Below are 21,686 nucleotides of genomic sequence, written 5' to 3'. Positions count from 1 at the left end.
AGGACCCGGTGTGCTGTGCACCCCAACCCAGAAGGCCTTCACCAACTGCACGAGCTGTGGTCAGAGGAAGCCCGTCAGCGCCGCTTCGCACCGAGCGAGGCAGTCGACCACTATCTCGCGGCCCTCGATCCCGAATCGGCATCCAAGCGGTATCGCCAGTGGGTGATTATCTGCCAGCAGCTTGAAGCGCATGTTTCTACCCACGGCCGCCTGCCGACGCTGCGCTCGACGCAACCCCTCCCCGCGGCGAAGCACCTCGTGGCTTGGGCTCGGTATCAGCGACGCAACTTCTATCGTCTCTCGGCCTACCAGCGCGCACGGCTGGACTTGATTCCGGGGTGGTCGTGGAGCCCGGCGGAGGAGGCCTGGCTGAACTCGATGCAGCAGTTCGAGTTCTTCGTGCGTGAACACGGCCGCCGCCCTCGTCGTCGAAGCAATGACAAGGCGGAGGTGCGCCTGGCGATTTGGTATCGAAATCAGGGGCGGCGGGTGCGGGCGGGGGCTATGGGTGCCGACCGGTTGGCCATGCTCAAGCAGCTACAACAGCGCATGACCGCCTTGAACTTCCGTCGCTGAGAACTCGCCTGCGGAGGTGGGCACTTGTGCGGCGAAATCGAAGTGGGGGAAATGCGAGCGTTGCCCGATGCCCGCAAATCGAGCTGCTCTCTGCGACAAGTCCCCCGCCCTCCTATTTCGGTGTCGTTCCGGTCCACATGCACCTCTCTCCCCAATGGCTCCAGGGCATGGACCTTGCGGCATTCGAGATCGCGTATGGGCTCGGCTGTTGCGACACGATCGCGGCCACTGCGAGTTCACCTGAGACAACGGGAGCCTGCCGTGACCGTGCACAAGACCATCGAGGATCAGGGAACGTCATGACCATCAGCAGCGCTCACCCGGCGGCGGCGCCGCGACGAATCGTGTTTCTCGATGTCGACTCGACGGTGCTGCGCCCGCGCACGAACAGCGTCGAAGTCTTCCTCGCCTGGATGGGAGGACGCGCGCCCGAAGAGAAAGAGCCGCGATCTCGGGAGTCGCGCGTGAGTGTGCTCATGCCGCTGGCCGAGAAACGCGGCTACATGTACTGCCGCCCGCGCGTTCTGACAGCGATCCGCCGCCTTCCGGCCGAGCTCGACATTCAATGGTTGACCTCGTGGATGGTCTCCCCTGACCACTTGCGACAGTTGCAGGCTGACCTTCGCATTGCCGAAGACCGCGTCCGGATTGCTGAGATCCCCGATGGCGTCGAGCCCTCACGATTCGGGTTCCGGGACGATTACCGGGCTGCCGACCACTGGAAAGCCAAGACCGTTGTGCACGCACTTCGCTCCGACCCACACGCCGTCGCGCTCTGGATTGACGATGAAGTGGGCCAGCGAATCCACGCGCTTTTGCCTGCGGACGTTCAACCTCGCCTGCACTTTCTACGACCGACTCCGTGGGTCGGGATGCTCTCCGAGGCGGATCTCGCGAAGGTACACCTATGGGCGAAAGGGGAACTGAAGGAACTGCGTGTGGATCGCACATCCCACTACTAACAGGGCGCCCACGTCAGCCACGTAAGCCGCGTGATCCCACTTCGAGTCGCGGCGACCAAGGGACTTTGAGTCTTTCCGAGGCTCGTGCCGCGCATAGGGAGGGCATAACGACATTGAAGCGATTCCAGAGACTAAGCCGCCGGAACCAACTCCTGGTCCTTGACCCCGGGGCACAGTTGACGACCGTAAATGACGGGAGAGGTTGCATGCACAAAGCGATGGTGCTTTCTGAACAAGCGAGCCACTCTGACCGCCTGAGCATTTACAGCATCGCCCGCGCTGCGGGCTTCCTGGTTCACGCGGCCCACAGTGGGGCTCAATTCACCCGACGCCCGTCCGAAGCGCACACCAGCTCTCCGCTACGCGCCCTTTCTCCCGAAGCCGCCACATCCGGCCCGCCCGTTCACCTGCCCACCAAACAAGGAGCGTCCATTGACCACTGAGCTTCCCCCGGAAGGTGCTTCACTTCCTGATGACGAGCACGAAGACCAATACTGGATGATCGAAGTCGCACGCCACGAAGCCCTCGATCGGAACTACGTCGAGGAGGAACAGGGCACCGTGCAGCGTTGGGACGCCAAACTCTTCTTTGAAACGGAGGAAGGCCCGCAAACGCAGTTCCAGACGCAAACGCACGTGGTTGGGCGGGCATCCTTTCGACTTCACCCCGACGCTAGGTTCAGCTCAAGCTTCTGGGATCTCTGTGATGAAGAGTCGGGAGACCTGGCGCTCATTGCGGAATCGTTGATGGACAAGGACGGTCGGGCGCAACGCCGTCTGTTCAGCGGTATCACTGATGACGCGCGGGCTGTTCTGATCATCGACCGAGTCCACATCGTCAAGAAGTTTCGCGGGCAGGGTCTCGGTAGCGAGTTCGTCAGGCGGGCCATCGAGTGCATTCTTGGCTCCACTCCCGCCGTGGTCACTGCCTATCCGGCGCCGGTCGCGGTGTCGCTGAAAAAGCGCACTCCTGAGCACTGGCTGCACATTCGGGGCTTCTGGACCAACGTCGGCTTCGTCCACTTTCAAGATGGTGTCTTTGTTGCTCCGCACGGTGGAATGGTGAGTCACGACGCCGAGCGGGAGCGGTTTCGCGACGACCTTCAGCAGTGGAAGAAACGCGTTCGCCGCCCGCTCCCGAAAGGCAAGCCGTGATCTGCCCACGCCCAGCGTGCCGTGCCAAACGCGGGGAGGCTTGCCGCCGCGGCAACATGTCAAGACAGCGCTCTGCCGCGGGGCGCACTTCGCTCGGCAAAACACTGATCCGTCCAGAGGGGAGGATCTAGGTTGGCGCGGCAAACGCTTCGCTCAGCAAAGCGCCTCGGGTTACTCGGCGACACCCACGGCAACCTGGAGCACCTCTTCATCGCGGCGAAGACACTCCGCGATCAAGATGTGTCGACCTTCGTGGTGCTCGGCGACTGGGGTTTCGTGTGGCCGCGCAAAGACTGGAACCGCACTCTGGACCGAATCGAGCATCAGCTCGGCCAGCAGACGATGCTGTTCGTCGACGGCAACCACGACTGGATTCCTAAGCTTGTGGAGTTCCCGATCGGTCGAGACGGAGTCAGATGGCTTCGCCCCAACATTGGACACCTGCCGCGCGGATGGAGGCTGACACTCGACAACGGCCACGTACTCGCAGCGCTCGGCGGTGCGAGCTCCGTCGATCGACACCTTCGCACCGAAGGAGAAGACTGGTGGCCGGAGGAGTCCATCACCGAGCCGGACCTCGCCGCCCTTGGCGAGGAGATGGTCACGATCCTGCTCGGCCATGAAGCTCCAACACCACTCCCCGTCCTCGACAAGATCCTCGCTGCTGGTGATCCCGAGTGGCCGGCTGACGCGATCGCCGCCAGCGATGAGAGCCGGCGGATGCTGTCGCGTGCGCTGGAACACACCTCGCCCCGCTGGTACTTCGGCGGCCACATGCACCACTTTGTCGTTGACTACTGGATGGACACCCGCGTGATGCTGCTGGATCGAGACGAGTATCACGTGATCAACGTCGGCGTAGTGGACCTGTCGGACCTGTCAGTGATCGTCTCGAAACGATCCGGCGCGCAACGAAGTGCTTTCAAGTCCAGCTGAAACATCGAGTGAAGCCGACGAGAACCCGCGAGAAGACTCCGATCGAGTTCTCGCAGAGGGAGGAGAAGCAGACATGGCACGCAAGTCTCAGGCAGAGATCGCACTGGCAGCCGACACGTCCGACACGGAGTGGATCACGATGCAGGAAGCCGCACTGATCGTCAGGGTCGACCCGGTGACCATCCGCCGGTGGATCAGCGCGGGCTACATCCGGGCGGAGCGCTTCGGTCCACGACTCATTCGCGTGGACAAGGCCACCTTGGATGCCTCCGGCGAAACGCTCGTCTGGGGCCACCAAGCGAGACGGTGAGGCGATGACAACATGGTGCTGGGCTCCTTCCGGAGCCACCACCGCGTCAGCCCGCCGCGCAGATCGCTCGACCTGACTGCGAAAGGCGTCGTCGGGACACGTCACTTCAAATCGACGAGGTGCGCCGGGTATCCGACGGTGGATGAATCGGGTCCATGACTTCGGAGGTATCGGGCATGCGCTGCTTCGCAGGCTGACCTGAGGGTGCGCCAGTACCCGACTAGTTCGCGATCTTGTGAGCGTTCAGCCCACGTGACGACACGGTAGCCCGCTTCGTCAGCGATGCGGAGCGCCTTGATCACCGCGTACGGTCTGGCGCTGGGATCAATCATCACCCACTCGCCGGCCGTGTACTCGTGGGCTGCGAGGAGGGGGTGCCAGCTGCGGGCCATCGGATGCTCCTGGTCGTGAGCACTCCGGCCAGCGCGTTCACGAGACTAGTCCGGTTCGCGGACACTTCACGGGTTGGAGCGACGATGGTCACATCGACAGTTCGAGGTGCTGAAGGGCCTTTGTTGGAAGGCCACGGATTCAGCTGCCGGATGCGGGCGTGCGTGTTGCACGAAACGGTGCCTCTGGATCTGCATGGGTGTCGATCACGATCTCGCACCACGCGCGGGCGCTATTGAACGCGAGACGAGCGTGCCGCGCCGTAAGCCTGCTCCGCGCAGAGCGTCCGTGCCCACCTCCCTCAGCGTTACGCAGCTCAGCCACTCCCTGGGCAATTGAGGCTAGGCCGCCAAGCACCCTGCGAACCGCGGGCGCGGAGTCGATCGAATTCGTAACATCCCCTGCCCCAAGACCGAGCAGGGCTTGAGCACGAGCGACAAGCGCGGGAGTCTTTTCGTTTCCCATCAATGGCTCCTCAAACGCGGCCACAATGCTTTTCGCGGTGGCTTCGATAAGTTCCTTGCTCGCACCGACGACTCCGGCCGGGTCCTCATCCATCAACAATTCGATGCGGCGAAACGCCTCCCGAATGCCATCGGCATCACGAAGGGCACTAAGCCCCGATAGTCCGGCCAGATCGAGCTTCGCTGGCGCGATCCGTCGGTTCCCATCAATCGTGAACCCGTCCAGACCAAGAGCTCTCTCAAATCGCTCTAGTCCCTCTTCGGCAGCAAATTCAAGCAGCACGCTCTCGTACACTCGCAGAACCCTTCGAGTGTGCGAGTCGTCCAGCCAGTCGACCGCCGCCTCGTACTCCGACCATCGACTCATTCTTTGGCTGCTCAGCACGCTGGTAGTGACCCTCGGAGCGAATCCTTCTGCTTGCCAGATTCGATCGATGTCGGCCAGGACTATTCCTCTCGCTTGGTCTCGGAACAGCCCACGGATTCGGCCAGAGACGCGCAGTGTCATGAGATCAACTTACGAGGAAGTGTTGACATTGGCGCTCACGTGTCCGTCGCTCGCGAACCCAATGCGTTCGATCTGTGTGTTCGCACGGTCAGCTGTCGGTGCGGCGCGACACACTAAGTGAACTATGCCCGCGAATACGAGAGCCCTGCGTCTACGTCAGCTCATCGACGACGACGCATCGCTGCGGCTACTTCGCGCGGGCGACACCGCTGCGCACGCTGCTGCTGTTATGGCGTTGCTCGCTGAGCATCTCGGTGGTGAAGAACGCAGGTTGGGATCAGAGGAGTTGCATGAACGCCTCGACGCCGACTTGGAGCAGCTTCGAGCGGTCGGATTCGAGTTGAAGAACAGCGCTCGCGGATACGTGGCGCAATGGCGGACAGCCGGATTTCTCGTGCGACGCGCGAGTGAAGACGCACGGGGCGAAACTTATGAGCTCAGCAGCCACGCTCTTCTCGCGATCCGCTTTCTGGATGACGTTGAGGCTCCGCGCCAATCGGCAACGGAGTCGCGCCTTGCGAGTCTCGCCGCACAGCTGCGCCAGCTCGCGATCGATACAGACCCACTCTCGCAGCGGCGACTGGAACGCCTGCGTCGGGAGCGGGAACGCATCGACGCCGCGATCATTTCAATCGAAGCCGGCGACGATGAGCCCATGGCGGGCGCGCGAGCTGCAGAGCGGGTGCGAGACCTCCTCGCACAAGCGGCGGCAGTGCCGGACGACTTCACACGAGTCCGCGCAGAGTTCGAAACCCTCAACGCCAAACTGAGAGAGAAGATCGTCGAGTCTGACGCATCCCAGGGCACCGTACTCGACGACATCTTCCGCGGCGTGGATCTCATCGCCACGAGTGATGCCGGCAGAACCTTCAAAGCGTTCACGGACCTCGTTCTCGATCCAGCAGTCAGCGGCGAGTTCGAGGACAACATCGATCAGATCCTGGAACGAGATTTCGCCCTCGAACTCACAGCTGAGCAACGCCGTGCCCTTCGGCACTTCGTCGCGACCTTGAAGGGGCGAACCTCAGAAATCCAGGGTGTTGCCACGGAGTTCGCCCGCGGCTTGCGACGCTATGTGGAGTCGCAGGACTACGGCCGCGATCGAGTACTTCGTGGAGTTCTGCAAGAGGCAATGCAGCACGCGCTCGCCGCTAGTGAGGTGGTGAAGCCCTACCAGAGGCTCGGCTTCGATCTCGCCCTGACCGGAGTCGCCCTGAAGAGTGTGGGTGTTCTGCGCGTTCATGACCCGTCTGAGTTCGATGCTTCGTCCGAGGTAACCATGAACGAGACCGGAGTCGCCGACCTCGCGGCGCTCCGAGCGCAAGCCCGCCTCACCGAGATTGACTTCGATGAGCTCGTTGAGCAGGTCAACTCCGTTCTTGCGGAACACCCCACGGCCACTGCCGGCGAGGTGCTCGCTCAGTTCCCTGCGTCGCAAGGGGTGGCGAGTGTCGTCGGCCTACTCGTGCTCGCCGCCGTCCATGGTGTCGTCGACGAGGAAACGGAGCGACTCATTTGGGCTGGGACAGACGGTGTTGAGCGCGCTGCAGACGTTGACCAGCACAGGTTCGTTGGAAGGATCACATGAACGACCACGATCCGACCATCGACACGATCCAGACCGAGGCTCTGTGGGTCGGCGACACCGGTGGGCTCCGCGAGAGCTCTCGCCGTGTGCTGGTCGATCTGGTCAAGGGCCCCTACCTCTCGCAGGCAAGGAAGAGAGAGCTGTGGGAAGCCCTGCTCGCCGACGAGCGAGCGATTCGCTCTCGACTCCACGACCTGTTCCTCGACGTCGTGATCGACCGGGAACACGAGATCGCGTTCGTGCGACCGGTCGATGTAGACGGCGCACCAGAAGTGGTGCGCACCAGGCCCCTGACGTTCATGGATACGGCCATGCTTCTCGTGCTGCGCCAAACCCTTCTCGCCGAAGAGGGCCGTGGCCGAGTGATCGTCGGGCAGGACGAGTTGGCCGACCAACTCTCGGTATATCGCAAGGGTCGAGACGAGTCCGACTTTCGCAAGCGCGTAAACGCCTCCTGGTCGAACATGAACACGCTCGGCCTCCTTCACACCACTGAAGAGGGCCGCGCCGAGATCTCCCCGATCGTGCGCTTCCTCATCGACGCTGAGCGGGTGGCCGCGATCCAGGCGACGTACGACGACGCGGCAAGCGGGCAGGGTGGTGGGGTCGAGTGACGCTCTTCGCTCTCAACGATGCCACCACTTCGGACGGTGTACTCCATCGGGGACAGTGGCGTCTGAGCCGCATCGAGGTCGTCAACTGGGGAACCTTCGATGGATTCCACGCCGTCGACGTAGCTCGAAAGGGTCACCTCGTCACCGGCGCTTCCGGATCAGGCAAATCGTCGCTCCTCGACGCCATCGCGGCAGTGCTTACTCCGAAGGGCGCGGTGACTTTCAATGCCGCTGCGCAGGAGTCGGTTGGACGAGCCTCTGATCGGACGTGGGTCACCTACGTGAGGGGGGCATGGAGCAGGGAAGCCGACGAGATCGAGGATCGCACCGTCGCCACCTACCTCCGCACCAACGCGACATGGAGCGGAATCCTTCTCCGATTCGAGAACGAAGAGCACGACCCCGTCTCACTGATTCGTCTGTTTCACCTGCGCGGGACGAGCACCGATTCGAGCGACCTCAAGGAGATGAACGTCATCACCCGCACCCTTGACGGTCTGATGACATACGCTCCCTACGCAAGCGGCGGAATCGACGCCCGCCGCCTCGAAGCCGACCACCACCCCGTGATCGTGACGACCACTGGCAAGCACGGCGGCTACTTCCAGCGACTACAGCGGCTATTGGGTATCGGCAACGAAACCGCTCTACAGCTTCTGCACAAAACTCAGGCGGCGAAGAACCTCGGCACCCTCGACACGTTGTTTCGGAAGTTCATGCTCGACGAACCCCCGACCTTCAAGCGGGCTGACAGTGCTGTGGAACAGTTCGGCGAGCTCCGAGACGCCTACGACCATGTCGTTGACTTGCGCCGACAACGCGATGCCCTCCTGAAGGTGTCGAACGCAGCTGAGGCCTACGAGAAAGCCCAAGCAGAAGCGACGAGCCTTTCTGACCTCGCCGACGCAGTTCAACCCTTCGCCGTCAGCCTTCAACTGGACTTGTCACGCAAGGCGCTCATCGACGCGAACACTGACCTTGCCAAAGCCGCAGCCCATCTCACCAAAACGCAAAAGGCTCTCAACGAAGCCGAAGAGCAACTAACTGCCGCACGAGATCGAGTCAACGCGCTCGGGGGCAGAGACCTCGCACCTCACCAGGCGCGCATCAATGACGCCAAACGCGCTCTCCAGGAGGTCCTTAGCCGTCGTGGGCGCCTCGCGAATCGACTCACCGGCGCCGGGCTCCAGATGGCAGAGACGGAAGGCGAGTACGCCGATCTGTGCACGATGGCCCGAGAAGCCCTGCTGGTGCCGGTGCCGGACGCGCTGGACCATGCGCTCTTGGAGCGTCTGTCCCTGACGCGAAAGACGCTTCGCGAGCTCGAATCCGATCTCAAGACGCTCAATCTGCACAAGAGCAACATGAACCCTCGTCTACTAAATGTGCGGGACCAGCTCTGCCGAGACCTCAATATCCCCCAGGAGCTGATGCCTTTCGCGGGAGAGCTCATCTCCGTGCGCCACGATCACGCGCAGTGGAGCGGCGCGATCGAACGAGCTCTCGCCCCGATTGCCACGGCGCTTCTCGTGAGGGATGACGAGATCGCGGCAGTGCGCAAAGCCGTCAATGAGAGGCACCTCGGCGTCAACCTCACCATCGACGCGGTCCCCTCGACCAGCCACGCGCCGTTGCCAATCAGAGATGACCGATCGCTCGTGTATCGGGTCGATGTGGCGGAAGGGATCTTCGCCGAGTACCTCAACCGGCGCCTCAGTGACGAGTTCGACTTCACCTGCGTTGACAGCGCAGATGAATTGGAGGACGTCAGTCGAGGCATCACCGTCAACGGCCTCATCAAGCGGGCGGCACGCCGGTACATCAAAGCTGATCGTCACGACGTCAACGACCGAGCGAGATGGGTGCTCGGCGGCAACATCGAACCCAAACGCGACGAACTCCAGCGGCAACTGGCCACCGTGGGCGCCGAGCTCGTCGAACTGGACCGCCAAGCCAACGATGCGTCAGCCGACCGGGACCGCCATGTCACCCGCAAAGGGCTCTTCGAAGACGTGCTCACCCTGCCATGGTCAGAGATCGACGCTGAGAGTGCCGAACGACGCATCGCCACACTTCAGGGACTTTACGATCAGGTCGTCTCGCCGGACAGTGACCTGGGACGAGCAAGCCAAGCGGAATCGGCCCTCGTCCAAGAACGGGACCAGCTACGTGGTAAGGCGGAGCGAGCTGGAGGGCAGCGCGCGGTGGCACTCGAAAAGCAGGCTCTACTCCAGGCGTCCATCGACGAACTCGCACAACAATCCATCGCCGACCTTTCGGACCACGTGAAATCGAAGCTCGATGAGCATTTCCGGCGACAGCAGAACATCATTCGCTTCGATCAGGTCAACGCGGTTGCGTTCCGGGTCCAGAGCATCCTTCACGCGGAAGGAGACAAGCTACGAACCCTGGTCGAGGTATCAATCGCTGAGTTTGTCGAGCGTGCCCGCGACTTCAACAACGAGTGGCGCGCTATCGCCACCAACGCGAACCTCTCGTCACGGATCGAGGATCGAAGTGGCTACCGGGACCTGCTTGCAGGAATCCAGTCCCGCGGGCTCCCCGAGCACGAAGCGAACTTCCGCCGACTGCTCGACACACGATCCAAGGAAAGCGTGACGTTTCTGCGCGATGACCTCACCGGCGCGCTTCGACAAATCGAAAGTCGGATCACGCCCGTGAACGAGTCCCTAGGGCGGTCGCCGTTCGATCGGGATCGCTACCTGAACATCAGAGTCCGTCTTCGTCGCACCCAGGAGGTGAAAGACTTCCTCGGCGACCTGAAGTCGATCGTCGACGGAAACTGGGCCAACGAAGATTTCGCGGCGGCAGAGCATCGATTCGCAGTGCTTGCGAACATCATGCATCGACTCGGCTCAAGCGACAGGGTCGACCGAGAGTGGCGCACACGAGTGCTGGACACTCGCGAGCACGTGTCGTTCATTGCCGAAGAGGTTGACCGCAACGGCAAGGTGCACAACGTCCACGACTCCAGTGCGGGGCTCTCAGGCGGCCAACGGCAGAAGCTTGTGGTCTTCTGTCTTGCTGCGGCCCTCCGCTATCAACTGGCGGTGCCGGAAGCTGACTTCTCCAACTACGGCACAGTCGTTTTGGACGAGGCCTTTGACAAAGCAGATGCCGACTACACGCGCATGGCGATGGACATCTTCGTCGCCTTCGGTTTCCAGATGATCCTCGCTACACCGGGAAAGCTCCTGCAAACTCTGGAGCCCTACATCGGCGCCGTCACCGTCGTGACCAACCCCGACCGCAAGGGTTCCCAGTTGACGAACGTCGAGTTCTAGCTGATGCCCACCCCCGTCACAGTCAATGACCTTCGAGAGCGTGCCCGAAAACTATGGGTTCGAGACGGTCGGCAATGGGCTGCAGGCGACACGTCGACGGCAACGCTGGATATCCCGCTCCACCCGCCGACCGAGGCAGAGGTGTTGCGCGACTACTCGGCGGCAACGGGCTGGGTCGATTCGTGGCGGGCAAACGAGGACAGCGCGATCGAGCTCGTCTGGGAGACGAGACGATGGGGACGGGTCGGCGAGCAAGTCGTTCCCGCACGCGCATGCGTCGCCGGAGTTGATGCGCTCACCGAGGTCGCCCAAGTTGGGGCGCAGTGGAAGCGGTGGCGGAGCCGTGCGGATGAGCTCTCGGAGACTCTCGCCCCACAGGCGTCCCTGAAGCCGGCGATTGCCAAGCACGCTCGAACGATCGGCGAGCTCGACACCACAGACTTCCTCCGCCTGCGCGATGTGTCCCGGTGGCTTCAAGACAACCCCATGTCTGACCGGTACATCCGCGAGCTGCCCATTCGCGGGATTGACTCTAAGTGGCTTGAACGGCACCGCGCCGTCGTCGAGGCTTTGGTCGGTGGCGACGGGTTGTCGTTGCGGCGCCCGCCTGCTCTCGTGCGTATCCGTTTCCTCGATCGATCTTTGGCGCCAGCAGGTTTGGGCGACGTGACCGCACCACTCTCTGATCTCAACAACTGGGACCTCAAGCCGAGCACAGTGCTGATCGTTGAGAACCTGCAGACGTTTCTCGCGCTCCCAGAGCGGCAAGGCGTAATCGCTGTCGATGGGCGCGGGAACGTGGCGCCGACGCTCAGTTTGGTCGGGTGGATCAAGTCGAGGCCGGCAATCTACTGGGGCGACTTGGATTCCCACGGGTTCCGCATTCTCAGCCACGCGCGCGGTGCGGGCCTGAGCCTTGAATCCTGCTTGATGGATTCGGAGACCCTGTACGCGCATCGCGACCTCTGGGGCACTGAACCACAACCCCACCAGGGGAAGCTCGCGTTCCTGACGCCGGCGGAGCATGAGGCATTCGCCACTCTTCGAGACCAAGGCAACGTGCGACTCGAACAAGAACGCATCGACTGGGCTTACGCGTTGGAGCGCATCGACGATTGCCTTCGAACGCGGCTCTAGATCGCGCGCTACACCCAGGTTGCACAAATGAGCGGCGTAGCGCTCGAAAGTGCAATCTCCCGATTTGATCGAGGCTGGATCTGGAGGGCGACCCCTAGTGGCTAGGTGACCTAGCCACTGAACGCCGCCTTCACATGACGGTTAGGCAAAGGGTCGATCTGGGGCAACAACGCGGTCCCCTCGCAGGCACTAAACGAGCATCGCTCGATAAAAGTGGTGGAAGTCAGCTCGTTGGGAATCCCATCACGCGCGGCATGGGCGTTCACAATGTGAACGACACCAAAGTTCACAGCAACACACAGGACTGTGAACTTAGACGCGGCAATGACGTTGTCAGAGCTCACGCAGCTTCACTAAGAGGTAATGATCCGTGGGGTGAGCAGGGCTGTAAGTTACAACCCAAAAGGCCCATGAACACTGCGGTTTGCTGTTTTGATTGAGTAAAAACGGCATGAGCAATAGTCAAGACACGCCTCAAGACCAACCAGCTCTGGGGCATTCTGACGTGTGAATTAGAAACACTTGACAGCCAGAACGAGACGGGATACCTTCCTCATGTGAGTTCCTCTCTCCTTGCGAGCCAGCTTCCCGAGTTGGTGACGCCGCCCCCCGTCCGCCAGGCAGGTATCCGCTGCCTCTACCTCGTCGACATCGAGAACGCAGTCGGCGGCCCCTGCCCCTGCAACACCGATGTGTTGGGTGCACGCGCAGCACTTGCTGCCGCCTATCCCGTGCAAGAGGGCGACCTCGTTGTCATCGGCGTTGCCCACAACGGACTTCTGGAGGTCGGTTGCTCCTGGACCGGCGTGCGGTACGTCGTTCGCTCGGGTCCGGATGGAGCCGAACTGGCTCTGCTCGATGAGCTCAACGACGCTGTTGTGGCTCGCTTCGATGAGTTGGTGATTGTGTCTGGCGACGGCAAGTTCGCTGACCGCGTCGCCGAGCTCGCGTCACTTGGTCTGCCGACGACAGTGGTTGCTCACGCAGAGTCGCTGTCGAATCGACTGCGGTTGGCCGCGACCAAAGTCGTCTACCTTGAGAGCGAGCGGCGCCCCGGCCCCAGCGCTGTCGCCATGGAGGTTGCGTGAACAACGACGGTATGCTGAGCCCGAGCGACATCGCCGAGCTCGCCGGCGTATCCCGCGCAGCGGTCAGCAACTGGCGCACCCGCTACTTCGACTTCCCCGCTCCCGCAGGCGGCACTGAGGGCCGCCCCATGTTCGAACGCTCCCACGTGACCGCGTGGCTGCAGTCGCAAAACAAGCCGTTCAACGAAAGCGCCGCGCTCCAGGTCTGGTCGAGCCTCAATTCGCTTCGCGACACTACAGAAATCGACGAGCTCGTATTCGAAGCCCACCGCCTTATCGCGATCTGCTACCTCGCGCACCGCGGCGACAACGCCGCAACCGCACTGTGGGCTGACCTGCGCAACCCCAACACCGTCAACGCCATCGATGCTGAGCGGCTCAACCACGTGCTGGAATCCATCGCGCCGACGAATGTGATCGCGCGCACCGCAGCCCGCCGAAGCGACCGCCCCTCCGCCGTCGGGCTCCTCACTCTCGCCAACGCTATCTCTGCCGTTGAACCCTCATCACTGATCGACGCGAGCACCCTCTTGCTCGATCGCGCGGGTGCCGCCGCCGCCCGCGCGGGTAGCGCACACGGACTCGCAACCTCGCGCGCCGCCGCAATCCTCGTCGCCGCCGCAGACCACGGCACCACCATCTATGACCCCGCCTGTGGCATCTCGGAAGCAGCCCAGACTCTCGCCGCCCGCAACCTCATGCACTCCACCGTCACCGGAGTCGACGTCAACGCAGACGCGCTCTTCATTGCGGCAGTGCGAGCTGGACTTCGAGGCATCAAGGCCACCTTCGCCCTCGCCGACGTTCTCGCCTTCGATCCTCATCCTGAGCTTCGGGCAGACCTCATCGTCGCCGAACCGCCCTACGCCCTTCGATGGGACGCAGCCGGTGCGATCACCGACCCGCGCTGGCGCTACGGCATCCCCCCACGATCCTCAGCGGACTTTGCCTGGATTCAACACGTTCTAGCGCACCTGGCGCCCGGGGGAAGAGGCTACGTTCTGACAACGCGAACCCCGCTCGCCCGCCCCGGCACTGAGGGACGGATCCGCGCGGAGATTCTCAAGAACGACCTCGTCCGCGTCATCATCGGCCTACCCGGCAAGCTTCTGCCGAACACTTCGATTCCTCTCGCCCTCTGGGTCCTCGGATCACCCCGTGCGAACGAGGAGCCCGGGTACGTGCACATCATCGACGCGACCAGCGTTGAGAGTCCCGAAGATGAAATCAACACCTGGCTCACGTCCGACAAGATCGATGCCCCGAACCGACGCGTGCCAATCGCCGAGATCCTTGCCGCCGACGCGGCCCTGACCCCCGCGCGATGGGTCGGCGCCGTTGCGGAGGCGCCTACCGCCAGAGCCGTCAGCAGAGCGATCGAACAACTCAGCCATGCGCGCGCTGCGATCGCGAACCTGCCGGAAGTGTCCGCTCCCGTCCACACCGAACCGCCACGGGTAGTTCGGCTCAACGAACTCGTCGAGCATGGCACCGTGCAGTTCTCCGCCGGGCGAATCGCTGCCATCGAAGTCGATGACGACCTCGTCGTTCGCCCTTCACACATTCGAGACGGGTTCCCACCTGTGCCCACGAGCTCAGCGAACTTGGGATCGGAGAGGCAAACCTCCCCCGGGGATGTGCTGGTGACGCGACTGTCTCGCATCTACTCTCGCGTCGACCACGAGGGCGGCCGAGTACCAGCCCGAGGCGTCTACGTCCTCACGCCCAACTCGGACGAGATCAACGCCGAGTACCTCGCGCATTGCATCGCCGGCAGCTGGAACGAAGCGCTGCAAACCGGCCCCGGGATCTTCTCCGTCAAGGACATCGAGATCCCCCTGCTACCTATCGCCGCGCAAGCACAAATCGCTCAACAGCTGCGCGACCTGCACGCTGCTGACGCAGCAGCCGCAAAAGTGCAGCAGGCGAGCGCTCAGGCGGCCGAGCAGCTCTTGAAGGTTGCCCGATACGGCCTTGGCGATTAGGCAACTCCGATGAATGGACTACTTGCCATCGACACGACGGGACCGGGACTCGACCGGCCCGGCCGCAGTCAAGAATCCACACCGGCGCGCGAAGCACCGCAAGCGTCGATCGAAAGCATCGAAGGAGCCACCCAGTGAGACTCAACCTCAAGGCAGTCGAAGAACGAGTCCGACCACTTGGCGGACGCACCAGCTACGACCGAGAGTTCATCTTCGAACTCCTGACGGCCTACGGCCGCTCGGCGAGCAACATCACGCGCCTGCGAAACGGTTCCCTCAACGTCGCTGATAACCCGGCGACCGAGGTCGCACAGAAGAGCGTCGTCTACTTCAAGCACACAGAAGATGACCTCTACGGAGTCATCGACGAGCTCCGACGCTCCCCGTCGGTCGTGCGCTATGGCACGCGCTTCGTCATCGTCACCAACTACACCGACCTGCTCGCGGTGGACACCAAGACGAGTGAAACCCTCGCCATCCCCATCGCCGAGATCGACAAGCACTTCACCTTCTTCTTGCCCTGGGCCGGCATGGAGAAAGCACAGTACGTTGCCGAGGCGCACGCCGATGTCAAGGCAGCCGAGCGCATGGCGAAGCTCTTCGACGAGCTCCTGGCGGTCAACCCCGAGCTGAACACCACGATCATCGGCCGCCACGCCCTCAACGTCTTCTTCACCCGCCTGCTGTTCTGCTTCTTCGCCGAAGACACCGGCATCTTCCGCACCGGTCAGTTCACGGACGCAGTCGCGACTTTGACGCAGCCCGACGGCTCCGACGTCAGCCAGTTCCTGTCCGATCTCTTCACCGCACTCGACATCGCAGACCCCGCAGCCAAACCGACGCACCTCGCGGGGTTCCCCTACGTGAATGGGCGCCTCTTCACTGTCACAGCGGATCACACGGTGCCGGCCTTCAACAAGAAGGCACGGGAGCTGCTGCTAGAGAGCGGTCGGCTTCTGTGGAATGAGATCAATCCCGACATCTTCGGCTCCATGTTCCAGGCCGTCGTCACCCCCGGCCAACGCTCCGATCTCGGCCAGCACTACACCTCGGTGCCGAACATTCTGAAGACCATCGAGCCCCTGTTTCTCGACGGCCTGAAGGAACAGTTCGATGACTCCTTCGACAGTGCTCCGAAACTGGATGCTCTCCTCCGGCGAATCGCTCAGATCAAGGTCTTCGACCCGGCCTGCGGTTCGGGCAACTTCCTTGTCATCGCTTACAAGGAGCTGCGCAAGCTGGAACACGCAATCCTGGAGCGCCTTCAAGCGTTGCAGGGGGACAAGTACACACTCGACCTTCTCGGCTCACGCATCAACGTCGAGCACTTCTACGGCTTGGAAATCGACGACTTCGCCGTCGAGGTAGCGATCCTGTCCCTCTGGATCGCCAAGCACCAGATGAACGTCGAGTTTCGCGAGAAGTTCGGCATCGACTTGCCCCTCATCCCCCTGAAGGAGACCGGCCAGATCAAACAGGGCAATGCGGCGAGAACAGATTGGCAATCGGTCTGCCCGAACACTAGTGCCGAGGAGATATATCTCATCGGAAACCCCCCGTACAAGGGCGCCAGGGGTCAGAGCAAGGACATGAAGGCCGACTTCGACTACGCGTTTGGGTTGCGGCCGTACTCGAAGAACCTCGACTACATCGCGATTTGGTTTGCCAAAGCGGCCGACTACATTGTTGGCACACGGGCAGAGGTGGCCTTCGTAACGACCAACTCTGTTGCCCAAGGCGAGCACCCCGGCCTCATGTTTCCTGCGATCTTCGATAGCGGGCTGGAGATCGGTTTCGCTTACACCTCCTTCAAGTGGGAGAACAACGCCAGGCGCAATGCGGGAGTGACCGTGGCCGTGATCAGTCTCCGTAACAGAAGCCAGCGCGCCAAGTTCATCTTCACCGATGACATCCGCATCGAAGCCAAGAACATCAACGGGTACCTCGCGGATGGCGAGAACATCTTCATCGGAACGCGACGCAAACCTCTCTCCGCCATCCCGGTGATGACTTTTGGAAGCATGCCCAATGACAACGGTGGCCTTGTCCTTAGCCCGGCAGAACGCCAAACCCTCGTGGAGCGAGCACCCCAGGCGCTTCCCTGGATCAAGCGCTTCCTTGGCTCCATCGAGTTCATCGGCGGAGGAGAGAGGTATGCACTCTGGCTCACGGCCTCTACAGCCGAGACCGCTATGGAGGTTGACAGCGTCGCCCAGCGGATTGAGCGAGTGCGTCAACATCGGCTCGCAAGCGATCGGGAATCCACCAAGAAGCTCGCCAGCGTTCCCTGGCGGTTTGGCGAGGCGCGCCACAAGTCAACTGAGTCCATTATTGTGCCGCGCGTCTCTTCAGAACGGCGCGAATACATACCGGTCGGATACCTCGGTCCGGACACCGTCATCTCCGACGCTGCAAACGCGATATCCGGGGCGGAGCCGTGGGTCTTCGCTTTGCTCACATCGCGACTGCACATGGTTTGGGTGGAAGCCGTGGGTGGCCGCCTGAAGACCGACTACCGCTACTCGGCGACCATCGTCTACAACAACTTCCCTGTACCGTCGATCGGCGCGTCCACGAAGGAACTGCTAACTAAGTCTGCGCTTCGTGTGCTCGACGTGCGCGAGTACCACTCAGAGAAGACCCTGGCTGAGCTCTATGACCCAGACTTGATGCCTCACGATCTTCGAGTGGCGCATCAAGAGCTCGACAGACTTGTGGACTCGGTCTACCTGAAGCGCGGTTTTGAGACCGACGAAGAGAGGCTGTCTTCCCTCTTCGCCCTGTACGAACGAATGATCGCCGAGGAAAAGCTCAAGTGACCCCGCATACGAAGCCGGCAAATGTTGTCAACGCTCAGTACGCGCAGACTGGTAGCAGCGTGCACACCGACGCGCTCGGCATGCGCGAGATGCAGCAACGTGTCTGGGAGCAGCGCGCAGCTCAATACCTGTTGGTGAAGGCCCCGCCCGCGTCGGGAAAGTCGCGTGCTCTGATGTTCATCGCGTTGGACAAGCTGTACAACCAGGGGCGCAAGAAGGTCATCGTTGCGGTGCCCGAACGCTCCATCGGAGGCTCCTTCGCCAGCACCAGCCTGACCCGCTTCGGCTTCTTTGCAGACTGGAACATCAAGGACGAGAACAACCTCTGCACCCCGGGCTCCTCATTGAGCAAAGTGCAGCAGTTCATCGATTTTCTCGGTGGAGCCGATGCGGTGCTCGTCTGCACCCACGCGACACTTCGCTTCGCCTTCGAGAAGCTGGCTGCGTCTGCTCTTGACGGCGTCGTGCTCGCGATCGATGAGTTCCATCACGTCTCGGCCGATATCGCCAGCAATCGCCTCGGCGAGCTCCTCAAGGGCGTGATGGCCGGCTCTGACGCGCACATCGTGGCGATGACCGGCTCATACTTCCGCGGGGACTCCGTCCCTGTCCTCGTGCCGGAGGACGAGGCGAAGTTCACGCCGGTGACCTTCAACTACTACGACCAACTCAACGGCTACGAACACTTGAAGTCACTCGGTATCGGGCACCACTTCTACCAGGGTCGCTATACAAGCGCGATCCACGAGATTCTCGATCTGGACAAGAAGACGATCGTCCACATCCCGAACGTCAACAGTGGCGAGTCCACCAAGGACAAGATCGAAGAAGTTGGCTTCATCCTCGACGCCATCGGCGAGGTGATCAGCCAGGAGGAATCGGGCATCTTGCGCGTTCGTCGTCGCGACAACGGTGAGATCCTGAGAGTCGCTGACCTCGTCGACGACACCGACCAGATGGCGCGCGCCGAAACGCTGCACTATCTGACATCCGTCGCCTCGAAGGACCCTGACGCGGTCGATGTAATCATCGCGCTCGGGATGGCAAAGGAAGGTTTCGACTGGCCTTTCGCAGAGCACGCTCTCACCGTCGGCTACCGCGCCTCACTCACCGAAGTCATCCAGATCATCGGGCGCGTGACCCGTGACAGCGCCGGCAAGACCCATGCGCAGTTCACGAACCTGATCGCCCAGCCTGACGCCGCGACCGACGAGGTGAAGCTTTCGGTCAACAACATGCTCAAGGCGATCACCGCATCCTTGCTCATGGAGCAGGTTCTCGCGCCGAACTTCACCTTCAAGTCCAAGGTCGGAAACGACGACGCGCCATCCCCTGGAGTACTCAGGATCAAAGGCTTCAAGGAGCCGTCCACAGACCGGGTGAAGCAGATCGTTGCGACCGACCTCAACGACCTGAAAGCGACCATCCTGCAGGACGACACCTTCGTCAAGGCGGCTGCCGGCAACCTCGACGCTGAAGTCACAAACAAGATCTTGATCCCGAAGATCATCCGTGAGCGGTATCCCGACCTCAACGAGTCGCAGGTCGAAGAGTTGCGTCAGCAGGTGGTCGTCGATTCGGTCATCAAGAACGGCGAAGTGCGAGAGGTCGGCGACAAGCGATTCATTCGCATGTCAGACAAGTTCGTCAACATCGACGATCTCGACATCAACCTGATCGACAAGGTGAACCCATTCCAGCGAGCCTTCGAAGTGCTCTCCAAAGCTGTGACACCGCAGGTGCTTCGCATCATTCAAGACACGATCACGGCGACTCGAATACAGATCACCGAGGAAGAAGCCGTGCTGCTGTGGCCCAAGGTCCAGCAGTTCAAGAAGTTGAATCTTCGGGAGCCCAGTCTTCGCAGTGACGAACCGACCGAGAAGCGGTATGCCGAGGCGCTTGCGTTCCTCCGCAAGAAAAAGCGCGAGCTTGAAGCACAGCGGAAACTGGAGCAGGCATGAGCGACCTTGACTTTCAGAGCGTTTTCGACTCGGACGAAGACGGGCTGCTAGACACGCCAGAGAGTGCGCCGAAGCTCACGAGCTCCGATCGGCTCGAACGGTCATTCCTGGAGATCATCGAGTTCTACCGAGAGCACCAGCGGGTGCCTCGCTCAGACACCCGCGACATTGCAGAGCGCAAGCTCGGCGCGCGGCTCGATGGAATCGTTGCGAACGACGAGAAGGTAGCCGCGCTGAAACCAATCGACGAGTTCGGACTTCTCGTCGAGCCTGAGGCGCCGAAGTCGCTTGACGACCTGCTCGACGCTGATGAGCTTGGCCTTCTGGATGATGACTCAGACATCCTTGACACGTCTGACCTGCCTCAGCGAAAGAAGCCGGAAGCCGCCGGTGATGTCGCGCAGCGAGTTCGCGCCGAAGACTTCGCCCAGTTCGAGGCGCTCTTTCGGCAGAAGCAAGGAGAGCTAGCGGATCACACGTCGAAGCTCGTGCCGTTCCCCGGAATGCAGTACATCGTCGAAGGTGCCTTCTTCGTTCTCAATGGCGTGATGCTCTTCGTCGCCGAGGTGGGGGAGACCGAGTACAAGGAGACGACGATTCGCGCGAATCGTCGTGAGCGGTTGCGCGTCATCTTCGAAAACGGGACCGAGTCATCGATGTACCGACAGTCCCTCGGCATCCGGATGGGTGAGGGTAAAGGTCAAGCCGTCGTGGCAACGAATTTCGACTCGATTCTGGCGGAGGACGTTGCGACGGGGTATTTGTACGTGCTCCGGAGCCTGAGTGACGATGAAGCAATCGCCGCGGTTCCCGACCTTCACAAGATCGGCTTTTCTCGTGGGCCCGTAGAAAAGCGAATCGCCCGCGCGGTGCATGAACCTACCTATCTCATGGCGCCGGTCGAGATCGTGGCCAGCTACAGGACCTACAACCTGAAGACCTCGGCGTTGGAGCACCTTCTGCATCGGGTCTTCGCGGACGTTCGACTGCGGGTGAGCCAGGTGGGCAAAGACGGTCGGGTCTACGAACCGACTGAGTGGTACTCCGTGCCAATCGCGGTCATCGATCATGCCATCGAGCTCATCACGTCAGGCGGCATCATCGACTACGAATACGACGCACAGGAGCGGCAGCTGAAGCTGCGTTGATTCTGGTCGCCGCGTGGCTCTCTCAATTTGGCGAGCTAGACCAAGGTGCAATCGGTCAGGCGGGATCGAGCTTTCCCCCACCGGTCTCTCACGAAGGGAACAATATGCAAGAAGAAGATGAAGCGTTCTTCGACTCACTCTTCGATCGTGAAGCCGAAGAGCTTGTAGCCACTGCGAAAGATGTACTGCGGCGGCTGCTGGACCGCTCACCGAGGGCGTTCGCGAGAGTGATTCGCGAGCATCTCCCAGAATGGGAAAAACTGCGATCGCTGCCGGTCGACTACCCCCACGACCTCAACGTTGAGGGAGCCGAACCGGGGGTCGGAATTCCGTTTTGCCCACTGTGCGCAACGCCGCTTGAAAAGTTCATCTATGTGGAAGAGGGCACGAGGCGCGTCTGGTACGCCTGCGATGATGCAGACCAGGAAGTGTGGAGGGAACAGTTCTCTGACCGCTTCCGGGTCAACAACGTCATCTACCTATGCGACGCGTGTGAGGCGCCGTTCGAGTTGCCCGAGAGCATGCCCATGCATGGTCCACGCTTCTACTGAGTCTCGTCAGGGATGATCGAAAAGATCGTCGCTGTCCCCAAGTCGTCTAAAGCTTGTCTCATCTGGTTTGAGACAAGTCTCATCTGGATTGAGAACTGACAGCGGCGGCGTCGCCATAAATACCGAGGGGATGACGGTGTCTGGTTTCAGCACATCGTGGACACTTGTCTCCCGACATCGTGGACA

At 61.5% G+C, this 21,686-nt stretch carries 17 protein-coding genes; 15 read left to right on the top strand and 2 right to left on the bottom strand.

The features are described from left to right. Positions 1–15: 15 nt before the first annotated feature. The 5 genes from ACTIE9_RS07350 (at position 16) to ACTIE9_RS07330 (ending at position 3,939) form a co-directional block, all read left to right on the top strand. Complete coding sequence (locus ACTIE9_RS07350) at positions 16–576, top strand: helicase associated domain-containing protein (protein WP_439564933.1); 561 nt, start codon at positions 16–18, stop codon at positions 574–576. A gap of 299 nt (positions 577–875) precedes the next feature. Next, positions 876–1,538 (top strand): hypothetical protein, encoded by a 663-nt coding sequence (locus ACTIE9_RS07345; RefSeq protein WP_439564932.1) that lies wholly within the window; start codon positions 876–878, stop codon positions 1,536–1,538. 432 nt (positions 1,539–1,970) lie between these two features. Next, positions 1,971–2,693 carry a hypothetical protein gene (locus ACTIE9_RS07340; protein WP_439564931.1) on the top strand — a complete coding sequence of 241 codons (723 nt, stop codon included), beginning with the start codon at positions 1,971–1,973 and terminating at the stop codon, positions 2,691–2,693. 132 nt (positions 2,694–2,825) lie between these two features. Beyond that, positions 2,826–3,629: a metallophosphoesterase family protein gene (locus tag ACTIE9_RS07335; RefSeq protein ID WP_439564930.1), complete on the top strand. Its 804-nt coding sequence runs from the start codon at positions 2,826–2,828 to the stop codon at positions 3,627–3,629. Between the two features lie 73 nt (positions 3,630–3,702). Beyond that, positions 3,703–3,939, top strand: a complete 237-nt coding sequence (locus ACTIE9_RS07330) for an excisionase family DNA-binding protein (protein ID WP_439564929.1) — start codon at positions 3,703–3,705, stop codon at positions 3,937–3,939. 531 nt (positions 3,940–4,470) lie between these two features. Here ACTIE9_RS07330 and ACTIE9_RS07325 read toward each other — a convergent pair. Next, the gene (locus tag ACTIE9_RS07325) at positions 4,471–5,088 is read right to left on the bottom strand and encodes an abortive infection family protein (RefSeq protein WP_439564928.1); all 618 of its coding nucleotides are present in this window, start codon (positions 5,086–5,088) and stop codon (positions 4,471–4,473) included. 337 nt (positions 5,089–5,425) lie between these two features. Between ACTIE9_RS07325 and ACTIE9_RS07320 the strand changes: the two genes are divergently transcribed. From ACTIE9_RS07320 to ACTIE9_RS07305, 4 genes are read left to right on the top strand one after another with little or no spacing between them, the layout of a single operon-like run. Continuing rightward, positions 5,426–6,889 carry a DUF3375 domain-containing protein gene (locus ACTIE9_RS07320; RefSeq protein ID WP_439564927.1) on the top strand — a complete coding sequence of 488 codons (1,464 nt, stop codon included), beginning with the start codon at positions 5,426–5,428 and terminating at the stop codon, positions 6,887–6,889. After that, complete coding sequence (locus ACTIE9_RS07315; RefSeq protein WP_439564926.1) at positions 6,886–7,503, top strand: DUF4194 domain-containing protein; 618 nt, start codon at positions 6,886–6,888, stop codon at positions 7,501–7,503. The genes ACTIE9_RS07320 and ACTIE9_RS07315 overlap by 4 nt, the downstream gene beginning before the upstream one ends. Continuing rightward, positions 7,500–10,808 (top strand): ATP-binding protein, encoded by a 3,309-nt coding sequence (locus ACTIE9_RS07310; RefSeq protein WP_439564925.1) that lies wholly within the window; start codon positions 7,500–7,502, stop codon positions 10,806–10,808. Before ACTIE9_RS07315 ends, ACTIE9_RS07310 begins: the two co-directional genes overlap by 4 nt. A 3-nt stretch (positions 10,809–10,811) precedes the next feature. Then, positions 10,812–11,945, top strand: a complete 1,134-nt coding sequence (locus ACTIE9_RS07305; protein ID WP_439564924.1) for a Wadjet anti-phage system protein JetD domain-containing protein — start codon at positions 10,812–10,814, stop codon at positions 11,943–11,945. Positions 11,946–12,055: 110 nt separating this feature from the next. Here ACTIE9_RS07305 and ACTIE9_RS07300 read toward each other — a convergent pair whose 3' ends face one another. After that, the gene (locus ACTIE9_RS07300; protein ID WP_439564923.1) at positions 12,056–12,289 is read right to left on the bottom strand and encodes a hypothetical protein; all 234 of its coding nucleotides are present in this window, start codon (positions 12,287–12,289) and stop codon (positions 12,056–12,058) included. A gap of 213 nt (positions 12,290–12,502) precedes the next feature. On the opposite strand from ACTIE9_RS07300, the gene ACTIE9_RS07295 reads away from it, so the two are divergent. The 6 genes from ACTIE9_RS07295 to ACTIE9_RS07270 all read left to right on the top strand — a co-directional run bounded on the left by ACTIE9_RS07295 (position 12,503) and on the right by ACTIE9_RS07270 (position 21,500). Continuing rightward, positions 12,503–13,033, top strand: a complete 531-nt coding sequence (locus ACTIE9_RS07295) for an NYN domain-containing protein (RefSeq protein WP_439564922.1) — start codon at positions 12,503–12,505, stop codon at positions 13,031–13,033. Next, positions 13,030–15,018 (top strand): HsdM family class I SAM-dependent methyltransferase, encoded by a 1,989-nt coding sequence (locus tag ACTIE9_RS07290; RefSeq protein WP_439564921.1) that lies wholly within the window; start codon positions 13,030–13,032, stop codon positions 15,016–15,018. Before ACTIE9_RS07295 ends, ACTIE9_RS07290 begins: the two co-directional genes overlap by 4 nt. Before the next feature lie 134 nt (positions 15,019–15,152). Further along, on the top strand, positions 15,153–17,837 hold the full coding sequence (locus ACTIE9_RS07285; protein WP_439564920.1) for a DNA methyltransferase: 2,685 nt from the start codon (positions 15,153–15,155) through the stop codon (positions 17,835–17,837). Between the two features lie 59 nt (positions 17,838–17,896). Further along, positions 17,897–19,801, top strand: a complete 1,905-nt coding sequence (locus tag ACTIE9_RS07280) for a DEAD/DEAH box helicase (RefSeq protein ID WP_439564919.1) — start codon at positions 17,897–17,899, stop codon at positions 19,799–19,801. Continuing rightward, positions 19,798–20,949 carry a GIY-YIG nuclease family protein gene (locus ACTIE9_RS07275; protein ID WP_439564918.1) on the top strand — a complete coding sequence of 384 codons (1,152 nt, stop codon included), beginning with the start codon at positions 19,798–19,800 and terminating at the stop codon, positions 20,947–20,949. The genes ACTIE9_RS07280 and ACTIE9_RS07275 overlap by 4 nt, the downstream gene beginning before the upstream one ends. Positions 20,950–21,053: 104 nt before the next feature. After that, positions 21,054–21,500: a hypothetical protein gene (locus ACTIE9_RS07270; protein WP_439564917.1), complete on the top strand. Its 447-nt coding sequence runs from the start codon at positions 21,054–21,056 to the stop codon at positions 21,498–21,500. The last annotated feature ends 186 nt before the right edge of the window (positions 21,501–21,686 follow it).

Source organism: Microcella sp. (genome assembly GCF_051860105.1).
GTDB lineage: Bacteria > Actinomycetota > Actinomycetes > Actinomycetales > Microbacteriaceae > Microcella.
The sequence above is the reverse complement of the archived record's forward strand: the minus strand, read 5'-3'. Positions and strand labels throughout refer to the sequence as shown.